The organism is Sorangium sp. So ce1504 (assembly GCF_051521635.1).
GTDB classification, from domain to species: domain Bacteria; phylum Myxococcota_A; class Polyangia; order Polyangiales; family Polyangiaceae; genus Sorangium; species Sorangium cellulosum_B.
The window spans coordinates 9,999,283-10,016,614 of record NZ_CP150365.1; the positions used below are offsets into that span (position 1 = coordinate 9,999,283).

Annotated in this window: 6 protein-coding genes; 2 read left to right on the plus strand and 4 right to left on the minus strand. The window is 72.4% G+C overall.

From position 1 onward, the window contains the following. Positions 1-8: 8 nt before the first annotated feature. From WMF39_RS37650 to WMF39_RS37665, 4 genes are all read right to left on the minus strand, one after another. The gene (locus WMF39_RS37650) at positions 9-1,628 is read right to left on the minus strand and encodes a hypothetical protein (protein WP_437741298.1); all 1,620 of its coding nucleotides are present in this window, start codon (positions 1,626-1,628) and stop codon (positions 9-11) included. Between the two features lie 75 nt (positions 1,629-1,703). Then, a complete protein-coding gene (locus tag WMF39_RS37655) occupies positions 1,704-2,744 on the minus strand; it encodes a hypothetical protein (protein ID WP_437741299.1) in 1,041 nt (346 codons plus the stop codon). A gap of 98 nt (positions 2,745-2,842) precedes the next feature. Beyond that, entirely contained in the window at positions 2,843-4,156 is a 1,314-nt protein-coding gene (locus WMF39_RS37660) for a FecR domain-containing protein (RefSeq protein ID WP_437741300.1), read from the minus strand. After that, positions 4,147-4,779 (minus strand): RNA polymerase sigma factor, encoded by a 633-nt coding sequence (locus WMF39_RS37665; protein ID WP_437741301.1) that lies wholly within the window; start codon positions 4,777-4,779, stop codon positions 4,147-4,149. The genes WMF39_RS37660 and WMF39_RS37665 overlap by 10 nt, the downstream gene beginning before the upstream one ends. 573 nt (positions 4,780-5,352) lie before the next feature. Here WMF39_RS37665 and WMF39_RS37670 point away from each other — a divergent pair. Next, on the plus strand, positions 5,353-11,874 hold the full coding sequence (locus WMF39_RS37670; RefSeq protein WP_437748082.1) for an amino acid adenylation domain-containing protein: 6,522 nt from the start codon (positions 5,353-5,355) through the stop codon (positions 11,872-11,874). Positions 11,875-11,877: 3 nt separating this feature from the next. After that, entirely contained in the window at positions 11,878-17,295 is a 5,418-nt protein-coding gene (locus WMF39_RS37675) for an SDR family NAD(P)-dependent oxidoreductase (protein ID WP_437741302.1), read from the plus strand. The last annotated feature ends 37 nt before the right edge of the window (positions 17,296-17,332 follow it).

The window sequence follows — 17,332 nt, forward strand, 5'->3', positions numbered from 1 at the left end:
CCCGCGGCTCAGGGGCCGAACTTCGCGAGGAAAATGGCCCGGGTGGACGCCGGAGCCGCCAGCGGGCCCGTGCCAAAGTCGATGGTGCCGAGGAACGGGCCGGCGGCGTACACGTGGCCGGTCGCGTCCATGGCCGTGGAATAGCCGTACTGTTGCCCCCTGCCGCCGGTGTGCTTCACCCAGCGGACCGTGCCCGCCGCATCGAGCTTCGCGACGAAGGCATCGCCATAGGTGCAGTCCATCAGGCCCGTGCCGAAGTCGACGTCGCCGTACATCAAGCCGGTGATCGCGAGTTCGCCGTCCACGGTCGCCGCGACGTCCAGCGCCGTCTGCGGCCCATACTGCCCGAGGCGCCTGGCCCAGAGGAGCTCGCCTGCCGGGTTCAGCTTGGTCACGAAGGCGTTGCCGCCCCACGTGACCGAGCCGGGCTCGAGAGGACCGTACCCTCCCTCGCTCACCAGCGGACCTGCGCCGAAATCCACGCTCCCGAGGAACGTCCCGCTGATGACGACGTTTCCAGCGCCGTCGACCGCGACGCCGTACGCCCTCTGGAGCGCCTCGTCGCCGAACCGCTTGCTCCAGACGTGCTCACCGGCAGCATCGAGCTTCGCCACGAAGATATCCTCGCTGCCCGCGGTGGTCAGCGGCCCGCCGCCGAGGTCGATCGCCTCGGCGAAATAGTCGCCGAAGCTGCCGGCGAGGACGACGCTGCCCGACGCGTCGAGAGCGACGTTGTGGATCTCCGTGTAGCCGAGCTGCTTATTCCAGAGGCAATTCCCCGTAGGGTCGAATTTCGCGATGAACGAGTCCATGTCACCGACGCTGGTCAGCGAGGCGCCGCAGACGCTGATCTGGCCCATGAACGTCCCTGCCACGACGACGTTCCCGGCTGCATCCATGGCGAGGCTATCCGCCCATTGATCGCCGTCGACGCCGATTCGAGCCGACCAGACGTGTTCTCCGTCTGCCGTGAAGACAGCCACGAAGGCGTCGCCACCCGACTCCTGCCCCACGAGCAAACCACCGCCGAAGTCGACGCCGGTCCCGTAAACCACCCCCGTCGTGGCAATGAGCCCCGCCTGGTTGACCGCGACGTCATGCGGGTAGACGGAACCGGAGAATTCCTTGTGCCAGAGGTTCTCGCCTTCGTCGTCGAATTTCGCGAGGGCGAAGGCCAGAGCGCCCCCGGTCGAAAGCGGACCGGCGCCGAAGTCGACGCCATCGGCGACCGCCGTCGCGACGACGAGGTTGCTGGCTTCGTCCACGGCGATACGGCTGCCCACCCAGACTTGGGGTTGGCGTGGGTTCGCGGCGAAGTGCCGGCTCCACAGAGAATCGCCGCTGCCGACGGCGCCGCCAGCGCCTGCGCCGCCGCTGCCGACGGCGGCGCCGCTACCGCCTGCGCCGCCGCCGCCGCTACCGCCTGCGCCGCCGCCGCCGCTGCCGCCTGCGCCGCCGCTGCCGCCTGCGCCGCCGCTGCCGCCTGCGCCGCCGCTGCCGCCGGCCCCACCCGCTCCCGTCGCGCCACCTCCGGCGCCATCATCGCGTATGGGATCGAGCGGGATCCTGTCGCATGCGGCGACAAGCGTCATGAGCACGGTGCATCCAGGTACGAGGAGCTGTTTCAAGGAGGCCTCTCCGATCTCGATTGAAGAAGTACGCGTGGCTTGCTCCTATGAATGGCCGCCTGTCGTGACGGCGGCTCACCGCTGGACGACGATCCCGATCGAGAACGACGCGAGCGGGCTGAACGTCGAGATCACCCGTCCTGCGAACCGGATGTCGACAGGCGGGATCGCCGCGCCGCCGAGCGCGCCCGCCGTGAGAACCACGGAGTCGACGAGCCGGAAACGCGCCTCGCCTCGCCCGTACACCAAGGCGGTGAAGGCGGACTCGTCGCTGTCGATATAGGGCGGTCTCGCATCGCCGGACGCGCTCACGTAACCGAGACCCAATCCGGGGGAGAGGACGAGTCCGAACCGACGGCTCCTCTCGATGGGCGCGAGGGCGAGCTCGGCGCCGAAGAGCGAGCGGCGAAAGCGAACCTTGCCTTCGGACGCCTCGATCTCGGGACCGATGATCGGCAGGTCCGCCAGGAGCCCGGCGCCGATCCGGGCCGAGGGCCAGATCCGGAGCGAGGCATCGAGCGCCAGCGAGGCGCCAGGCGCCTGCCATCCCACGGCGATCGCGACGCCGACCTCGACGAGCGGGACCCTGGACGCCGCAGGCACCGCGAACGGCGGCGAGGGCGGCGCCCAGGCGCGGAGCGGCGGGCTCCGCCACGCCTCACCGGGCAACGCGGCGGGAGAGGGCTGGACCGGGGCCGGCGCGACGGCCGCCGGCTCTGGTGCGACGGCTCCGACGGGGGCCCCGGCCGTCGACGCCGTCGACCGGAGCGCCCGCACCAGCTCCGCCGCGCGGAGCACCCGGGTGTCGAGCGGGCCGTCGGGCGCCACGCTCGCGACCAGGTCCGCGCGCCCGCTCGAGTCCGACCAGATCTCGATGGCCCCCTCCTCGCCTTCGGGGATGACGATGAGCAGCCCGCCGGAACCAGCCGCCACGGGGCCCGCCTGGACGTGCACCTGCAGGCCCGCCGCTTCGAGCTCCTGCGAGAGCCGGTACGCCAGCGCCCCGCGCGCGCCGGCGACGACCGTGATCGGCGGCGCCTCCTCGGCGGAGCACGGCGCTGCGAAGGCCGCGAACGCCAGCAAAGCGACGAGCGCGCAGCCGATCGAGCTCGCCACGGCGCGCGCTCCCGGCGAGCGCAGGCGGCGCCGGCGCGGCGGCCGCGACCTCCGCGGGAGGAGGCTCAATCGAGCGCGCAGGCTGCCGAACGGAACCCTCAATCGGCCCCATGGGCGAGCGTCGCCGCGAGCCCGGCGTGGGCGCCGTTCGGGTATGCCGCGAGGTAGCGCGCGGCGAGCTCGCGGGCGCGCGCGCGGACCTGGAGGTTCCTCGCGCACTCTATCGAGCGGCCGAGCGCCTCCGGCGCGAGCGCGCCCCGCGGCCTCTCGGCGAGGTACACGGCGAACCAGCGCTCGGCCTCCGCCCAGGCGCCGCGCCCGTCGAACGCCATGCGACCGAGGTGGTACGCGGCCGCGGCCGCGGCGTCGCTCCCGGCAAACCGCTGCCGCGCCGCCTCGTAGAACCTGGCCGCGACGTCCGGCTTGCGCGAGAGACGCGCCGCGGAGCCGAGATCGACGAGCTCCGCGCCGCCGGCGCGCCCGAGCACCGTGTCGATACCCAGGAGCTCCACGTCCGCGAGCGCCTCGCCGAGCTTGCCCGCGGCGAGGTGCGCGCGCCAGCGCTCGGCGGGAGCCTCGGCCAGGGGCTCGCCCGCGCGGGGCTGCGGCGAGCCAAGGGAAGGTGGCGCGGGGGCGGGCGCGGGCGCGGGCGCGGGAGCGGATGCGGCGGCGCTCGCGCCCGGGAGGAGCGCGGGAGGCTGCGCGGAGGGGATGGCCTCCGGATCAGGCGCCGGCGACGACGCCCGCGGCGCGACGGGTCGGGGAGCCGCGCACGCCAGCCGCGTCGCTTCGGGGGCGGCGAGAGCGCGCCCCGAGGGGTCGACGCATGGGCCCAGGATGCGCACGCGGCCGGTGATCATCGAGACCGTGAGCTCCTCGGCTTCCGTGTTCCACGTGATGTCGAACTCGGTGCCGATCACGTGGACCTCGAAAGGGCCCCCGGCCACCACCCACCGGGTGTCGTCGCGATGCACGACACGCACGCGCAGCGAGCCGCGCTCGAGGAGGACGCTCGCGCCCCGGGGGCCGACCTCGGTCACGCGGGCGCGCGTCCCGGGCGCGAGGTCCACGCGCGACCCGTCCGAGAAGTCGAGCCCGACCTGCGACGCGTCCGCCGCCACCCACCGGCCGACGGCCCCCGGCGCCCCCGCGACCCGGTAGGTCAACGGATCGCCCGGCCGGAACAGCACGAACCAGAGGACCGAAGCGGCGAAGCACGCCGCAGCGAGCGCGACGCCGAGCCGCCGTGAGCGGGGAGCCGCCCTGGCGCTCAGCGAGAGCGCGGCCTCCTTGCGGTAGATCGCCTCGAGTCGATCCGTGGTCGACGGCCGCACCAGCCGCTCGAGCGCGGCATCCTGGTGCGCGGCGACCCGGCGCCCCACGGCCGCGACGTCTTTGGTCCTCAGGTCCATCGGTCGCCCTCCGCGAGCCAGGAAGAAAGAACTTCATCCTTCTTGCAGCGCTCGACGAACGCGAGCTCCGCGCGCTGGATCCGGCGCTTGACGGTGGCGAGCGACACCTTGCACGCAGCGGCCACCTCCGCGAGCTCCTGGCCCTCGACGATGCGCAGCGTGAAGGCCAGCCGATCGTCGGCGTCGAGCGTCTCCAGGGCGCGGTAGAAGGCGCGCACGCCCTGCCGGGCCTCCGGATCGGCGCTGGCCGCGACCTCCGGCAGCTCGTCGCTCGCGAAGAACGCGAGCCAGCGGTGCCTGCGCCTCTTGCGGAGCGCCTCGCGCGCGACGAACACGGTGACGCTGGTGATGAAGGGCTTCAGCGCCTCGGGCTCGCGCACGTCGTCGATGCGGGAGAACACCCGGGCGAACACGTCCTGGACCAGATCCTCCAGGCTCCGGACGTCGCCCAGGATGCGAAACAGCATCCGCTCGACGAAGCCCGCGTAGGTGTCGAGCAGGCGGCGCTCCGCCGCGGGGTTCCGAGCGTGCAGGCCGCGCAGCATGTCGGGTGAGGTGAGCTGCGCGCCGGCAGGGCGGTCCGGCGGGCGGGGCTTTCCAACGACGCGGAGGTGCACGGACATGGGGCAGCCTCTAAGATGGCCGGCCCCCGCCGCAACGGCTCAGGGCGGGCGTGCGGCGTCGCCCTGCGCCCCCGCCCGGCGAGCTGATGCGTGAGCGCTGGCGCGCGAGTACCCATTCGCCAGTTTGCGACAGATCGAGCTCGGGATCTCTTCATGCGACCGGGCCCGTCGCCCGGCGTCGTTCTAAACAACAAATAACATTATTTAACAATCGCATCCCTGCGAGGCGATCATGGAGTGAGCGCGCGCCGCATATCACCGCGCCACAGGCTTCTTCCGCATCATCAGGGGACGGCATGCTCCGTCGATTGGTGGGCTAGACAGGGCTTCTTCTTCGTGTCATGACCTGCGCCCGTTGCTCGAGCGTTCCCCGTAACCCACGATCCTCTCGGGCTCGCAGCTGAGCGAGCGCCGAGCCCGGTGGATCACATCGACCGTTGGCGCACCCTGCATCCCCCGCGAAGCCTTCGATGCGCTGCGGGAAGCATGCATCGATTCGATGGGTGAAGCGCCTGGGCGCGCGCAGGTGGTCTTGCGTGCTTGAATCGAAAGGAACCGTTCGTGACACTTGGCATGACTTTTTCTGGGCATACGCCCGGCGCCGCACAGGATGATCTGTCTGGATCTCGGAGCGCCATAGCGTCACTTCCTGAGCTGCTCGCTCGCCGCGCGGAAGAGCTCGGCGACGCGCCCGCGTACGTGCATCTCCACGAAGGCGAGGAGGAGACGGCGGCGCTCTCGTTCGCCGCGCTCCACGCCCGTGCTCGAACGATCGCCGCCTTCCTCCGCGCGCGCTATCCGCCGAAGAGCCGCGTCATCCTGCTGTTCGGCCCTGGCCTCGAGTTCATCGAGGCGTTCTTCGGCTGTCTGCTGGCGGACATGGTGGCTGTTCCCACCTCGCTCCCGCGGCCGAATCGGGCGGAATCTCGGTTCGACGCCATCACGGCCGACTGTGCCCCTGCGTGCACGATCGTCGCGAGAGCCACGCCGCGGGAGCGGAGCGCGCCGACCTCGCGCTCCGGGCTCGCCGTTCACACGCTGGAGGAGTGCTCCTCGGGCGCCGACGCCGGACGCGCGGGCGGCGCGCGTGGCGTGGAGGACGCGCGCGCCGCGCGCGGCACGACAGACGACGTCGCGTACCTGCAATATACCTCCGGCTCGACCTCCAGCCCCAAGGGCGTGATGGTCAGCCATCGCAACGTGCTGCAGAACTGCCGCATGATCGCCGACGGGTTCGGGATCGAGCGCGGCGACACCTTCGTCAGCTGGCTGCCCCACTTCCACGATCTGGGGCTGATCCACGGGATCATGCTGCCGCTCTTCGTGGGCGGCAGATGCACCAGCATGCCTCCGGCGTCGTTCGTCTTCCGGCCCATGCGCTGGCTCGAGGCGCTGTCGCGCCACCGCGGCCACCACAGCGCGGCGCCGAACTTCGCCTTCGATCTCTGCGTGACGAGCTCGACCGCCGAGCAGCGCGCCAGGCTCGATCTCTCCACGTGGAGGACGGTGATCAACGGAGCCGAGCCCGTCCGCGCGGGGACCCTCGCGCGCTTCATCGCAGCCTTCGCGCCGAGCGGATTCCGGCCCGACGCGCTGCGACCCTCCTATGGCTTGGCCGAGGCGACGCTGGTGGTCAGCGCCTCGCCGAGGCGCCCGCCGCGCGTCGTCACGGTGAGCTCCACGGAGCTGCAACAGGGGCGGGCGCGCGCCAGCGCCGCCGCGGAGTCCGACGCACAGGAGCTCGTGAGCTGCGGACGGCCCCTGCCCGGCACGCGCGTCGCGATCGTCGATCCAACCAGCGGAGAGGCTGCGCCGGATCTGCAGGTAGGCGAGGTGTGGGTCGAGAGCAGCGCGGTGGTGAGCGGCTACTGGGAGAATCCGGAGGCGACGAGCGCGTCGTTCGGCGCGCGGCTGCGCGGGACAGGCGATCTGCGCTTCCTGCGGACCGGCGATCTCGGGTTCATGCAGGAGGGGGAGCTGTTCATCACAGGGCGGCTCAAGGACGTCATCATCGTCCGAGGACGCAATTACTATCCACAGGACATCGAGCTCGCGGTGAGCTCCGCGCACGAGGCCTTTGCGCCCGACGGGGGAGCGGCCTTCTCCGTGAGCCTCGAGGACGGGGTGAGCTTCCCTGTCGAAGAGCCGGAGGCGATCGTCGTCTGCCAGGAGATCAAGCGCGGGCAGCGCGGGCTCGATCTCGAGGCGCTCGCGCGCGCCGCTCGGGGCGCCGTGGCGCAGCAGTTCGGGCTGCCGGTGCACGCGGTGGTGCTCCTCCCCCCGCGCCGCCTCCTCAAGACCACGAGCGGGAAAGTGCAGCGGAGGGCGTGCAAGGCGGCTTTTCTGCGGGGTGAGCTGGAGCCCCTCGGCGTGTTCCACGGCGCGCCGGCGCGCGATGGAGCGCCCGGCGCAGCCGCGGCCCAGGACGGGGCCTCCGCGACGAGAGGCGCGCAGGCCGGCGGCTCGAGCTGTACAGCGCGCCTCGGGGCGCTCGTGGGAGACATCCTTCAGGTGGACGCCGCGCGGCTGCGATGGGACGTGCCGCTCGTCGAGGTCGGGCTCGAGTCGGTCAAGGCGATCCAGCTCGCAGAGCGCATCGCCGGGTTCAGCGGCAGGCAGATCGCGCCGGTGAGCTTGATCGAGGGAATGACGTTGAACGAGCTGTCGCGCCTGCTCGCCGAACCGCCCTCGCCCGGCGGCCGCGAGGAGGAGGTCCCCGCCGTCAGCCCAGGTGACGACGACCCGGGAGCGCCCTTTCGCCAGACCGACGTTCAACGGGCGTATCTGGTCGGGCGCGAGAGCGCCTTCGACCTCGGGGGCGTCGGCTGTCACGGCTACATCGAGCGGGAGTGCGAGGGGCTGGATCTCGAGCGCTTCGAGCAAGCGTGGAATCGGGTCATCGCACGGCACGAGATGCTCAGGGCCGTGTTCACCGGAGACGGGCTCCAGCGGGTGCAGCGGACGGTGCCCCGCTTCGAGCCGAAGATATGGGATCTCCGCGCGATGACGCCGGCCGACGCCGGCCGGGCGCTCGATGACATCCGTCATCGGCTGTCCCACCGCGTGTTCGCGCCCATGGAATGGCCCCTGTTCGACGCCGGCGTGTCGCTCCTTCCAGACGGCCGGCGCCGCGTGCACATCAACCTGGATCTCCTCGCGCTCGACGCCTGGAGCTGCGGGATCGTCTCGCGCGATCTGGAGCGCTTCTACGAGCAGCCCGAGCTCGAGCTGCCGCCGCTCGGCGTGACCTTCCGGGACTGCATCGTGGATGCGGAGCGCCATCGACAGACGCCGGATCACGAGCGCTCGCTTGCGTTCTGGCGCGAGCGCGTGGCGAGCCTCCCCCCCGCGCCCGACCTGCCGCTCGCCAGGAAGCCTCGAGAGGTCACGCCGCCCCGGTTCGTGCGGCACAGGGGGCGCCTCGACCGGTCCGCGTGGGAATCGCTGAAGAGCCGGGCGAAGGCGAGCCGCCTCACGCCGTCGGCCGTCGTCCTCGCGGCGTTCGCCCAGGTGCTCGGGAAGTGGAGCGCCCGCCCGGAGTTCTCGCTCACGCTGACGTCGTTCGAGCGCCCGCGGCTGCACGAGGACGTCGCCGAGATCGTCGGCGATTTCACCACCGTGGTGCTCGTGGGCTTCGACGTGGGCGGGCGCAAAGCGGTCTCCGAGCTGGCGCGCGCCACCCAGGACCAGATCTGGAGGGCGATCGAGCACCGGCGCGCGGGGGCGATCCCGGCGCTCCGCCAGGCGCACGCGCCGAGCGTCCCCGTGGTGTTCACGAGCCTGCTCGGCCAGGGAGGGGCCGAGCCGCAGTCGCTGTTCTCCTGGCTCGGCCGGGAGGTCTTCATGGTCACCCAGACGCCGCAGGTGTGGCTCGATCATCAGGTGACCGAGGACCAGGGGGAGCTCGCGTTCTCCTGGGATGTCGTCGACGGGCTCTTCCCCGAGGGGATGGTCGGAGCGATGCTCGAGTCCTATCTGGATCTGCTCGCGCGGCTGGCGCGCGGCGACGAGGCGCTCCAGCAGGCGAGGGTCGCGCTCCCGATCGCGCAGCAGGAGGCGCGCGCCCGGATGAACCGGACGCAGCAAGCCGCGCCCGAGGAGCTGCTCCACGCGGCGTTCCTCCGGAGCGCGGCGGCCCGCGGCGGGTCGCCCGCGGTGATCGCGCCCGGGGGGAGCATCACCTACGGTGAGCTCGACCGGCAGAGCAACGCCCTCGGCCGCGCCTTGCGGGCCCGCGGCGCGCGCCCCAACACCCTCGTCGCCATCGCCTGCGAGAAGGGCATGACGCAGGCGCTCGGGGCGCTCGGCGTCCTCAAGTCCGGGGCGGCCTACCTTCCCGTCGATCCGGCGTGGCCCCGGGAGCGGCTCTGGGGGATCCTGGCGCAGGGCGAGGCGCAGATCGTCCTCACCCAGGCGCGGTTCGCGGAGCCGGCCCGGTGGCCCGCGGGGACGATCGTCGTGCCCCTCGACGCGCCGGGCGGGCCGTCAGAGGACGAGTCGCCCCTCGAGGCCGTTCAGCGGCCCGACGATCTGGCCTACGTCATCTTCACCTCGGGCTCGACGGGGAGGCCGAAGGGCGTGGCGATCGATCACCGCGGCGCCGTGAACACCCTCGCGGACGTGAACGCGCGCCTCGGCGTGAACGCGTCCGATCGTGTCCTGTCGCTCTCGTCGCTCGCCTTCGATCTGTCGGTCTACGACCTCTTCGGCCTGTGGGCAGCGGGGGGCGCGGTGGTGCTGCCCGAGCCGGCCCAGCTGCGCGATCCCGGCCACTGGGAGGAGCTGATGTCCCGGCACGGCGTGACGTTGTGGAACACCGTCCCGGCGCTCATGCAGATGCTCGTCGAGCACCGGGCGGAGCGCCCGGGCGCCCCCGCGCCCCTGCGCGCCGCGCTCCTCAGCGGGGACTGGATCCCCGTGACCCTGCCCGATCGCATCCGCGAGGCGTTCCCGGGCGCGTCGGTGCTGAGCCTCGGCGGGGCGACGGAGGCGTCGATCTGGTCCATCGCCTATCCGATCACCCGCGTGGATCCGAGCTGGAAGAGCATCCCTTACGGCAAGCCGCTCGCGAACCAGCGGTTTTACGTGCTCGACGGGGCGATGGAGCCGTGTCCCGACGGGGTGCCCGGGCGCCTCTACATCGGCGGCGTGGGCCTCGCGCGCGGCTACTGGCGGGACGAGGAGCGGACGCGCGAGCGCTTCGTGACACACCCGGAGACCGGAGAGCGGCTGTACTGGACCGGCGACCTGGGACGCTGTCTGCCGGACGGGAACATCGAGTTCCTGGGACGCGAAGACTTCCAGGTGAAGATTCAAGGGCACAGGATCGAGCTCGAGGAGATCGAGGCCGCGCTGCTCCAGCACCCCGACGTGGCGAGCGCCGCTGTCTCGGTGGGGAGCACGGCGAGCGGTGGAAAGCGGCTCATCGCCCATGTCGTTCCGGCCCCGGGCAGGGCGCTCGAGGCGCCCGCGCTGCGGGCGTTCATCGCCTCGAAGCTCCCGGACTACATGGTGCCGGGCGCCTTCGTGGAGACGTCCCGCCTCCCCCTCACCAGCAACGGCAAGGTCGATCGCAGCGCCCTTCCGGATCCAGCGAGCGAGTCCGGCGTGGAAGCGCCGCCGCGGGGCACCGCGGACCCGGAGGTCCCCTTGCTGCAGGATCCGATCGCGAGGCTGAAGTTCAAGCTGAGCAAGCCGGCGCAGCGCGATGATCTCTCCGGGGCCGCCATCCCCCTCATCGCCCGCGCGCGCACGGACGAGGATCTCTCGGCGTTCGCGCGGCGGCGCAGCTATCGCCAGTTCCGGAGCGAGCCCATCACCTTCGAACGCCTGGCGCGCTTCCTGAGGCAGCTGTCTCCGGTGAGGTTGCCAGGTTATCCGCTCGCCAAGCAGCTCTACGCCTCGGCGGGCAACCTGTATCCGGTGCACGTGTATCTGTATGTGAAGCCGGATCGGATCGAGCGGGTCCCCGGCGGCACGTACTACTTCCACCCCGAGCGGGAGCAGCTGGTCACGATCCAGCCCGGCGCGCACATCGACCGGTCGGTCCACGGGGGCCCCAACGGGCAGGCGTTCGACAGCTCGGCGTTCAGCGTGTATCTGGTGGCGGATCTCGGCGCCATCGAGCCGGTGTACGGCAGCCGGGCGCGGGATCTGTGCCTCATGGAGGCCGGCGTCATCGCCCATCTGCTCGAGTCGACGGCGCCGGATCACCAGATCGGCCTCTGCCAGACGGGCGGATTCGACTTCGCGCAGGTCGCCCACCTCTTCCAGGTCGGCCCGCGCCACGAATACCTCCACGGCCTCGTCGGCGGGGCCGTCTCGGACTCGGACACCACCCTCGAGGCCCTGGCCCGCGAGTCGGCGGCGCTGGCGGCCATGGTCGACGCCGCGACGCGCGCCGCGTCGCCGCAGGGCGCCACCCTGGCGAGGCCGGAGCGGCCGCGTGATGGGCTCGCGCGAGCGCTCTCGTCGTACGTCGCAGAGCGCTGGACCGAGGAGCCCGTCAGGGTGGTCGTCGTCGACAGGCTCCCTGGCTCGGCGGAGGGCGCGCAGCGGTCGGTCCCGGAGGGCGCACAGCGGTCAGTCCCGGAGGACGCGCCGCCGCGCGCGGAGCGAGCCAGGGCGAGGCCCGCCGTGGTGGCGAGCGACGGGCTGGAGAGCGCCATCGCCCGCATCTGGGCCGAGGTGCTGAGACGCCCGCGCGTCGGTCACGACGACAACTTCTTCGACCTCGGGGGCGATTCGCTCCTGCTCGTCAGCATGGCGCGCAGCCTCCGCGAGCGCTTCGACCGCGATGTTCCGCTGGTGCACCTGTTCGAGCATCCAACGGTGTCGCAGCAGGCGGCCTACCTGAGGACGCTCGGGGTGAACGCGCCCTTCTCGACGAGAGGCGAGGATGCCGCGGCGGTCGGGGCCGCGCCGCGCGCGGCGGAGGGCGGCCGGTTCGACGCCATCGCAGCGCGCGCCCAGCGGCAGCGCGAGCGAGGCCTGGAGCGGCGCGCGCTCGCGCCGTCCACGCCGTCCACGCCGTCCACGCCGTCCACGCCGTCCACGCCGGAGCAGGCCTCGCGCCAGGGCAAGCCGGAGGAGTGAGCGATGCAGGACCTCAAAGATCTGCGCGACGCCATCGCGATCGTCGGGCTGAGCGGGCGGTTCCCGCAGGCGAACGATCCGGAGGCGTTCTGGAGGAACCTGCGCGATGGCAGGGAGTCCATCGCCCGCTTCACGGAAGAAGAGCTGATCGCCGCCGGGGTCCCTCGCGCCCAGGTGAGGGATCCGGGCTACGTCAAGGCGCGACCCAGCCTCGATAGGCCGGAGTGGTTCGACGCCGACTTCTTCGGATACAGCGAGCGGGAGGCGCAGTGGATCGATCCGCAGCAGCGGCTGTTCCTCGAATGCGCGTACGAGGCGCTCGAGGACGCAGGTTACGACGCCGAGCGGTTCCCCGGCTGGATAGGCGTCTTCGCCGGCGCCAAGATGAACTCGTATCTCCTCGCGCACCACCGCGCGCTGCTCCAGAAGTTCGAGTCCTCCGAGGCGATGCAGCTCCTGATCGCGAGCGACAAGGACTATCTGACGACGCGCGTCGCGTACAAACTCAACCTCAAGGGCCCGAGCATCAGCGTCCAGACGGCCTGCTCCACCGGTCTCGCGGCGGTCCATCAAGCATGCCAGAGCCTGCGCGCCGTCGAGTGCGACATGGCGATCGCGGGCGCGGCGTCGGTGATGTTCCCGGAGCGGCGCGGGTACTTCTACGAGAAGGGCGGGCCCACGTCTCCCGATGGCCACTGCCGTCCTTTCGACGCCGACGCCGCGGGGACCGTGTTCGGCGACGCGGTCGGGGTCGTCGTGCTGAGGCGGCTCGAGGACGCGATAGAACAAGGCGATTTCATCCACGCGATCGTCCTCGGGTCCGCGACGAACAACGACGGCTCCGCCAAGGTCGGGTACACCGCCCCGAGCGTCGACGGGCAAGCCTCGGTGATCGTGATGGCGCACGAGGTGGCCGGCGTCCGGCCGGACACCATCGACTACGTCGAGGCGCACGGGACCGGCACGTCGCTGGGCGACCCCATCGAGGTCCGCGCCCTGGAGCAGGCCTTCCGGCGCGCCGCCGTCCCGCTCCGCCGGTGCGCCCTCGGATCGGTGAAAGGGAACGTGGGCCACTCGAACACGGCGGCCGGCATCGTCGGGCTCATCAAGACGGTGCTGGCGCTCCGGCACGCGCAGATCCCGGCCACGCTCCACTACCGGCGGCCCAACGCGGAGATCGATCTCGACAGGTCCCCTTTTTACGTGAACACGGAGCTCCGCGCCTGGCCGAGGGACAGCGGCCCTCGGCGAGCCGGCGTGAGCTCGTTCGGGATCGGGGGGGCGAACGTGCACGCGGTCCTCCAGGAAGGGCCGGCCTACCAGCCGACCCCCGGCGGAGAGAGCGAGATCCTGGCGCTGTCGGCCCGGAGCGAGGCGGCCCTGGCAGCGATGCGATCGCGCCTCGCGGAGCACCTCGAGGGGCACCCGGAGATCTCCTTGCGAGACGCGGCGTTCACGCTGCTCGAGGGGAGGCGGAGGCTCTCGCACCGCGATTTCGTCGTCGCGTCGTCGTCGCCCGACGCCGTCGCGCGGCTGCGCGCGCCCAGGCCGGGGCGAGGGGCGCAGACGGGCGCCGCCGGCGTGGTGATGCTGTTCACCGGCCAGGGAAGCCAGCACCCCGGAATGGGCCGGTCGCTGTACGAGGAGCACGCCGTCGTCCGGGAGACCCTGGACGAGTGCGCTGAGCGGCTCCGGCCGCTCCTTGGCCGCGACCTGCGAGCGCTGCTGTTCGATGGCCCGGCCGAGGAGCTCCGGGAGACGGAGGTCGCTCAGCCGGCGTTGTTCGCCGTCGAGTACGCCGCGGCGCGACTGCTCGAGGAGTCGTGGGGAGTGCGCGCCGAGGCGCTCCTCGGGCACAGCGTCGGCGAGCTCGTGGCGGCCTGCGTCGCGGGGGTGTTCTCGCTCGAGGACGGGCTCCGGGCGGTCGCGGTGCGCGCGAGGTTGATGCAGTCGCTGCCGCGCGGGGCGATGCTCGCGGTGCCGCTGTCCGAGGGGGCGGCGCTCGAGAGCCTGCCGCCCGCGCTGTCGCTCGCCGCGGTGAACGGGCCCGAGCTGTGCGTCGTCTCCGGCCCCGAGGCGGCCATCGCGACGTACGAGGCGCAGCTCGGCGCGCGCGGGATCAAGGGCCGCCGGCTCCAGACCTCCCACGCCTTCCACTCCGCCGTGACCGAGCCGATCCTGGACGAGTTCCGCAGGGCCATGGCGGGGATCACGCTGCGCGAGCCCCGGATTCCCCTCCTCTCCAACGTCACCGGCGGGTGGATGACGGGCTCGATGGCGCGGAGCGCCCAGTACTGGGCTGACCACCTGCGGCGCGCGGTCCGCTTCGGCGACGGCGTCAAGGCGGCGCTCGAGGGCGAGGGACCGCATCTGTTCGTGGAGGTCGGGCCCGGCTCGACGTTGTGCTCGCTCGTGCGCGCGCAGCTCGGGGGGAGCGCGGAGAGCGCGGCCGTTCCGCTGCTGCCCGGGCCGGGCGACGCCGGGAAGGGCCGGCGCGTGCTGCTCGAGGCGGCCGGCGAGCTGTGGGCGCGCGGCGCCGACCTGCGCTGGCAGGCGGTATTCCCGGACGCCCGGGCGCGCCGCGTCCCGTTGCCGACCTATCCCTTCGAGCGGAGGCGCCACGCGGTCGAGGATGGCCTGCCAGAGCCGTCCGCGAGCGCGACGGAGACCGCGGCTCCCGAGGGCGCGGAGGGCACCGGAGGAGCGCGGCTGTTCCGGCTCCGCTGGTCTCGTCTCCACGAGGCCGCCCCGGTATCCCAGCCAGCGAACGAGGCGCCGTGGCTGCTCCTCACCGACGCAGACGAGGGCGCGGGCGCGCTCGAGGCGCACATCCGCGGCTCGGGCGCTCGCGTGATCACCGCCCGCCCCGGGCCGGCGTTCGCTGCGTCGGGCGACCTCGGTTTCGTCCTGCGCCCTGACAGCGAGGAGGATCTCCGGGCGCTATTCTCGACCCTCGACGGGCAAGGCGTCTTTCCCCGACGCATCGTCCACCTGTGGAGCGCGATGGGGAGGCCGGGCGAGGACGCTGAAGAACTCCTGCGGAGGGGCTTGCTCAGTGTGTGCGCCGTCTCGCGGAGCCTCGGCGCCGCGCCGCCAGGGGCGGGGATCGAGCTCGCGATCGTGACCGGGGGAGCCCACGCGATCGCCGGCGAGACGACCCCTTCGCCGGACCATGCCGCGCTCGTCGGCCTCTGCCGCAGCCTGGGCAACGAGCTGGCCGGCGTCCGCTGTCGCGCCATCGATGTGATCCCGCCGCGGGACGGGGAGACCCCCACGTCGTGGGCGCGGGCCGTCTTCCGGGAGCTCGCGGGCGAACCGGAGCACGACCTCGTGCTGCTGCGCGCGCAGCAGCGCTGGGTGCCCGCGTTCCAGGCGATCCTCCCTCCATCGCCGGCCGCGGAAGCGTCGCGCCTGCGGCGCGGGGGCGTCTACCTGATCACGGGCGCCTTCGGCGGGATCGGGCTGCGCCTTGCCGAGCACCTCGCGCGCGCCTGGTCGGCGAAGCTCGTGCTGATGGGGAGGACGCCGCTCCCGCCGCGCTCGGAGTGGCCGAGCTACCGGGAGCGCGACGGGGCGCTGGCAGCGACCGCCGAGATCCTCGAGGCGCTCGGGCGGATGGAGGCGCAGGGCGCAGAGCTCGTCGTCGCCGCCGGGGACGTGGCCGAGCCGCAGGACGTGGCGCGCGTTTTCGCCGAGGCGAGGGCCCGCTTCGGGCGCGTCGACGGGATCTTCCACGGCGCCGGGGTTCCGGGCGCCGGTCCGCTCCAGACACGGACGAACGAGGAGATCTGCCGGGTGCTGTCGCCGAAGACCACCGGGACACGGAACCTCGCCGACCAGCTCGGGCAGGAGCGAGAGCAGCCGTTCCTCGTGCTGTTCTCATCGACGTTCTCCCATCTCGGGGCGATTGGACAGGCGGATTACGCCGCCGCGAACGCGTACCTCGACGCCTTCGCCGGGGCGTACCAGAGCGCGACCGGCAATCCGAGCTTCGCCGTCGCCTGGGACGGCTGGGAGCAGATCGGGATGGCGGCGCGGGCCGGGATCACCCGGCCAGGGCCCTTGCCGCCTGGGCCTAGGTCGAGCCTCCGGGGGCGCCACCCGCTGATCGACCGGGTGGAAGGCGCGGCGACCGGGCCGCGGGTGTTCCACAAGCGGTTCAGCCTGGCGCGCGACTGGCCTGTCGCGGAGCACCGGGCGCAGCGCGCCGGGCTGGTCTCCGGCACGACCCTGATCGAGATGGCGCGTGCCGCGGCCACGCTCGCGGGGATGGGCGTCGTCGAGCTGCACGAGGTCCGCTTCCATGCGCCCTGCCGCGTGGAGGACGGGGCGCCGCAGGACGTCTGTCTCGAGAGCGAGCGGAGCGGGACGCGGACCGAATTCTCGATCTTCGCACCGGGCCCCGCCGGGGCCAGGGAGCGGCTCGCGTCAGGCACCTGGATACCCGCGCTCGACGAGACGCGCGAGCACGCGCCGGTCGAGTCGATCCGGCGGCGCTGCCGCCCTGCGGCCGCGCGGCAGCTCTTCGAGGCCGTCAACGCGAGCGGCTTGCTCCGGTGGGGACCTCGCTGGGACTGCATCGAATCGCTCCATGTCGGGGAGGACGAGGCGCTCGCCGAGCTCCGTCTTCGCCCGGAGTTCGCGGAGGACCTGTCCGTGTACGGTCTGCATCCGGCGCTGCTCGACGTGGCCACCTCGGTGACCGCCGTGCTCGACCCTCGAGGGATCTACCTCCCCGCGGGGTACGGCCGCGTGGCCTGCCTGGCGGCGACTCCAACGCGGCTGTTCAGCCATGTTCGCCTGCGCCGGGAGGAGACCGAGCCTGGCCGTGTTCTCTCCGCGGACGTCACCCTGCTCGACGAGCAGGGGCGGGTCATCGCCGACGTCACCCGCTTTGTCCTCCAGCGCGTCCACGGCGGCGCCGGAGCCGCCCTCACCACGCCGTCGCACAGGATGTCGCGCGGCATCGACCCGGAGGACGGGATGAAGGCCATCGAGCAGATCCTCGCGCTCACCGGGCCCGAGCAGATCGTGGTCTCGCCGCGCGATTTCCCGGCCCTCGCCGAGCAGCAGCGCCGCGCCCGGCGGGAACCCTCGGCGAGTCCGCGGCGGCCCCTCGGCGACGACGAGCGGCCTCGCGACGAGATAGAGCGCGTGGTGTGCTCGCAGTGGGAGGAGCTGCTCGGCCGGCGGCCGATCGGCATCCACGACGAGTTCTTCAGCCTCGGCGGCCACTCGCTCCTGGCGATCCAGATCCTCTCGCGGATCAACGACGCGTTCGACGTCGATCTGCCGAAACAGGACATGTTCGAGGGGGCGACCGTCGCCCGGCTCGCCGAGAAGATCACGAGCGCTCTCGCCGAGCGCCTCGCGATGCTCGAGTCGATGACAGACGCGGACGCGCCCGGCGAGCCGTCCTGAGCCGTGAACGCGCCGGAACCTGGGAGAGGAGCGTCGA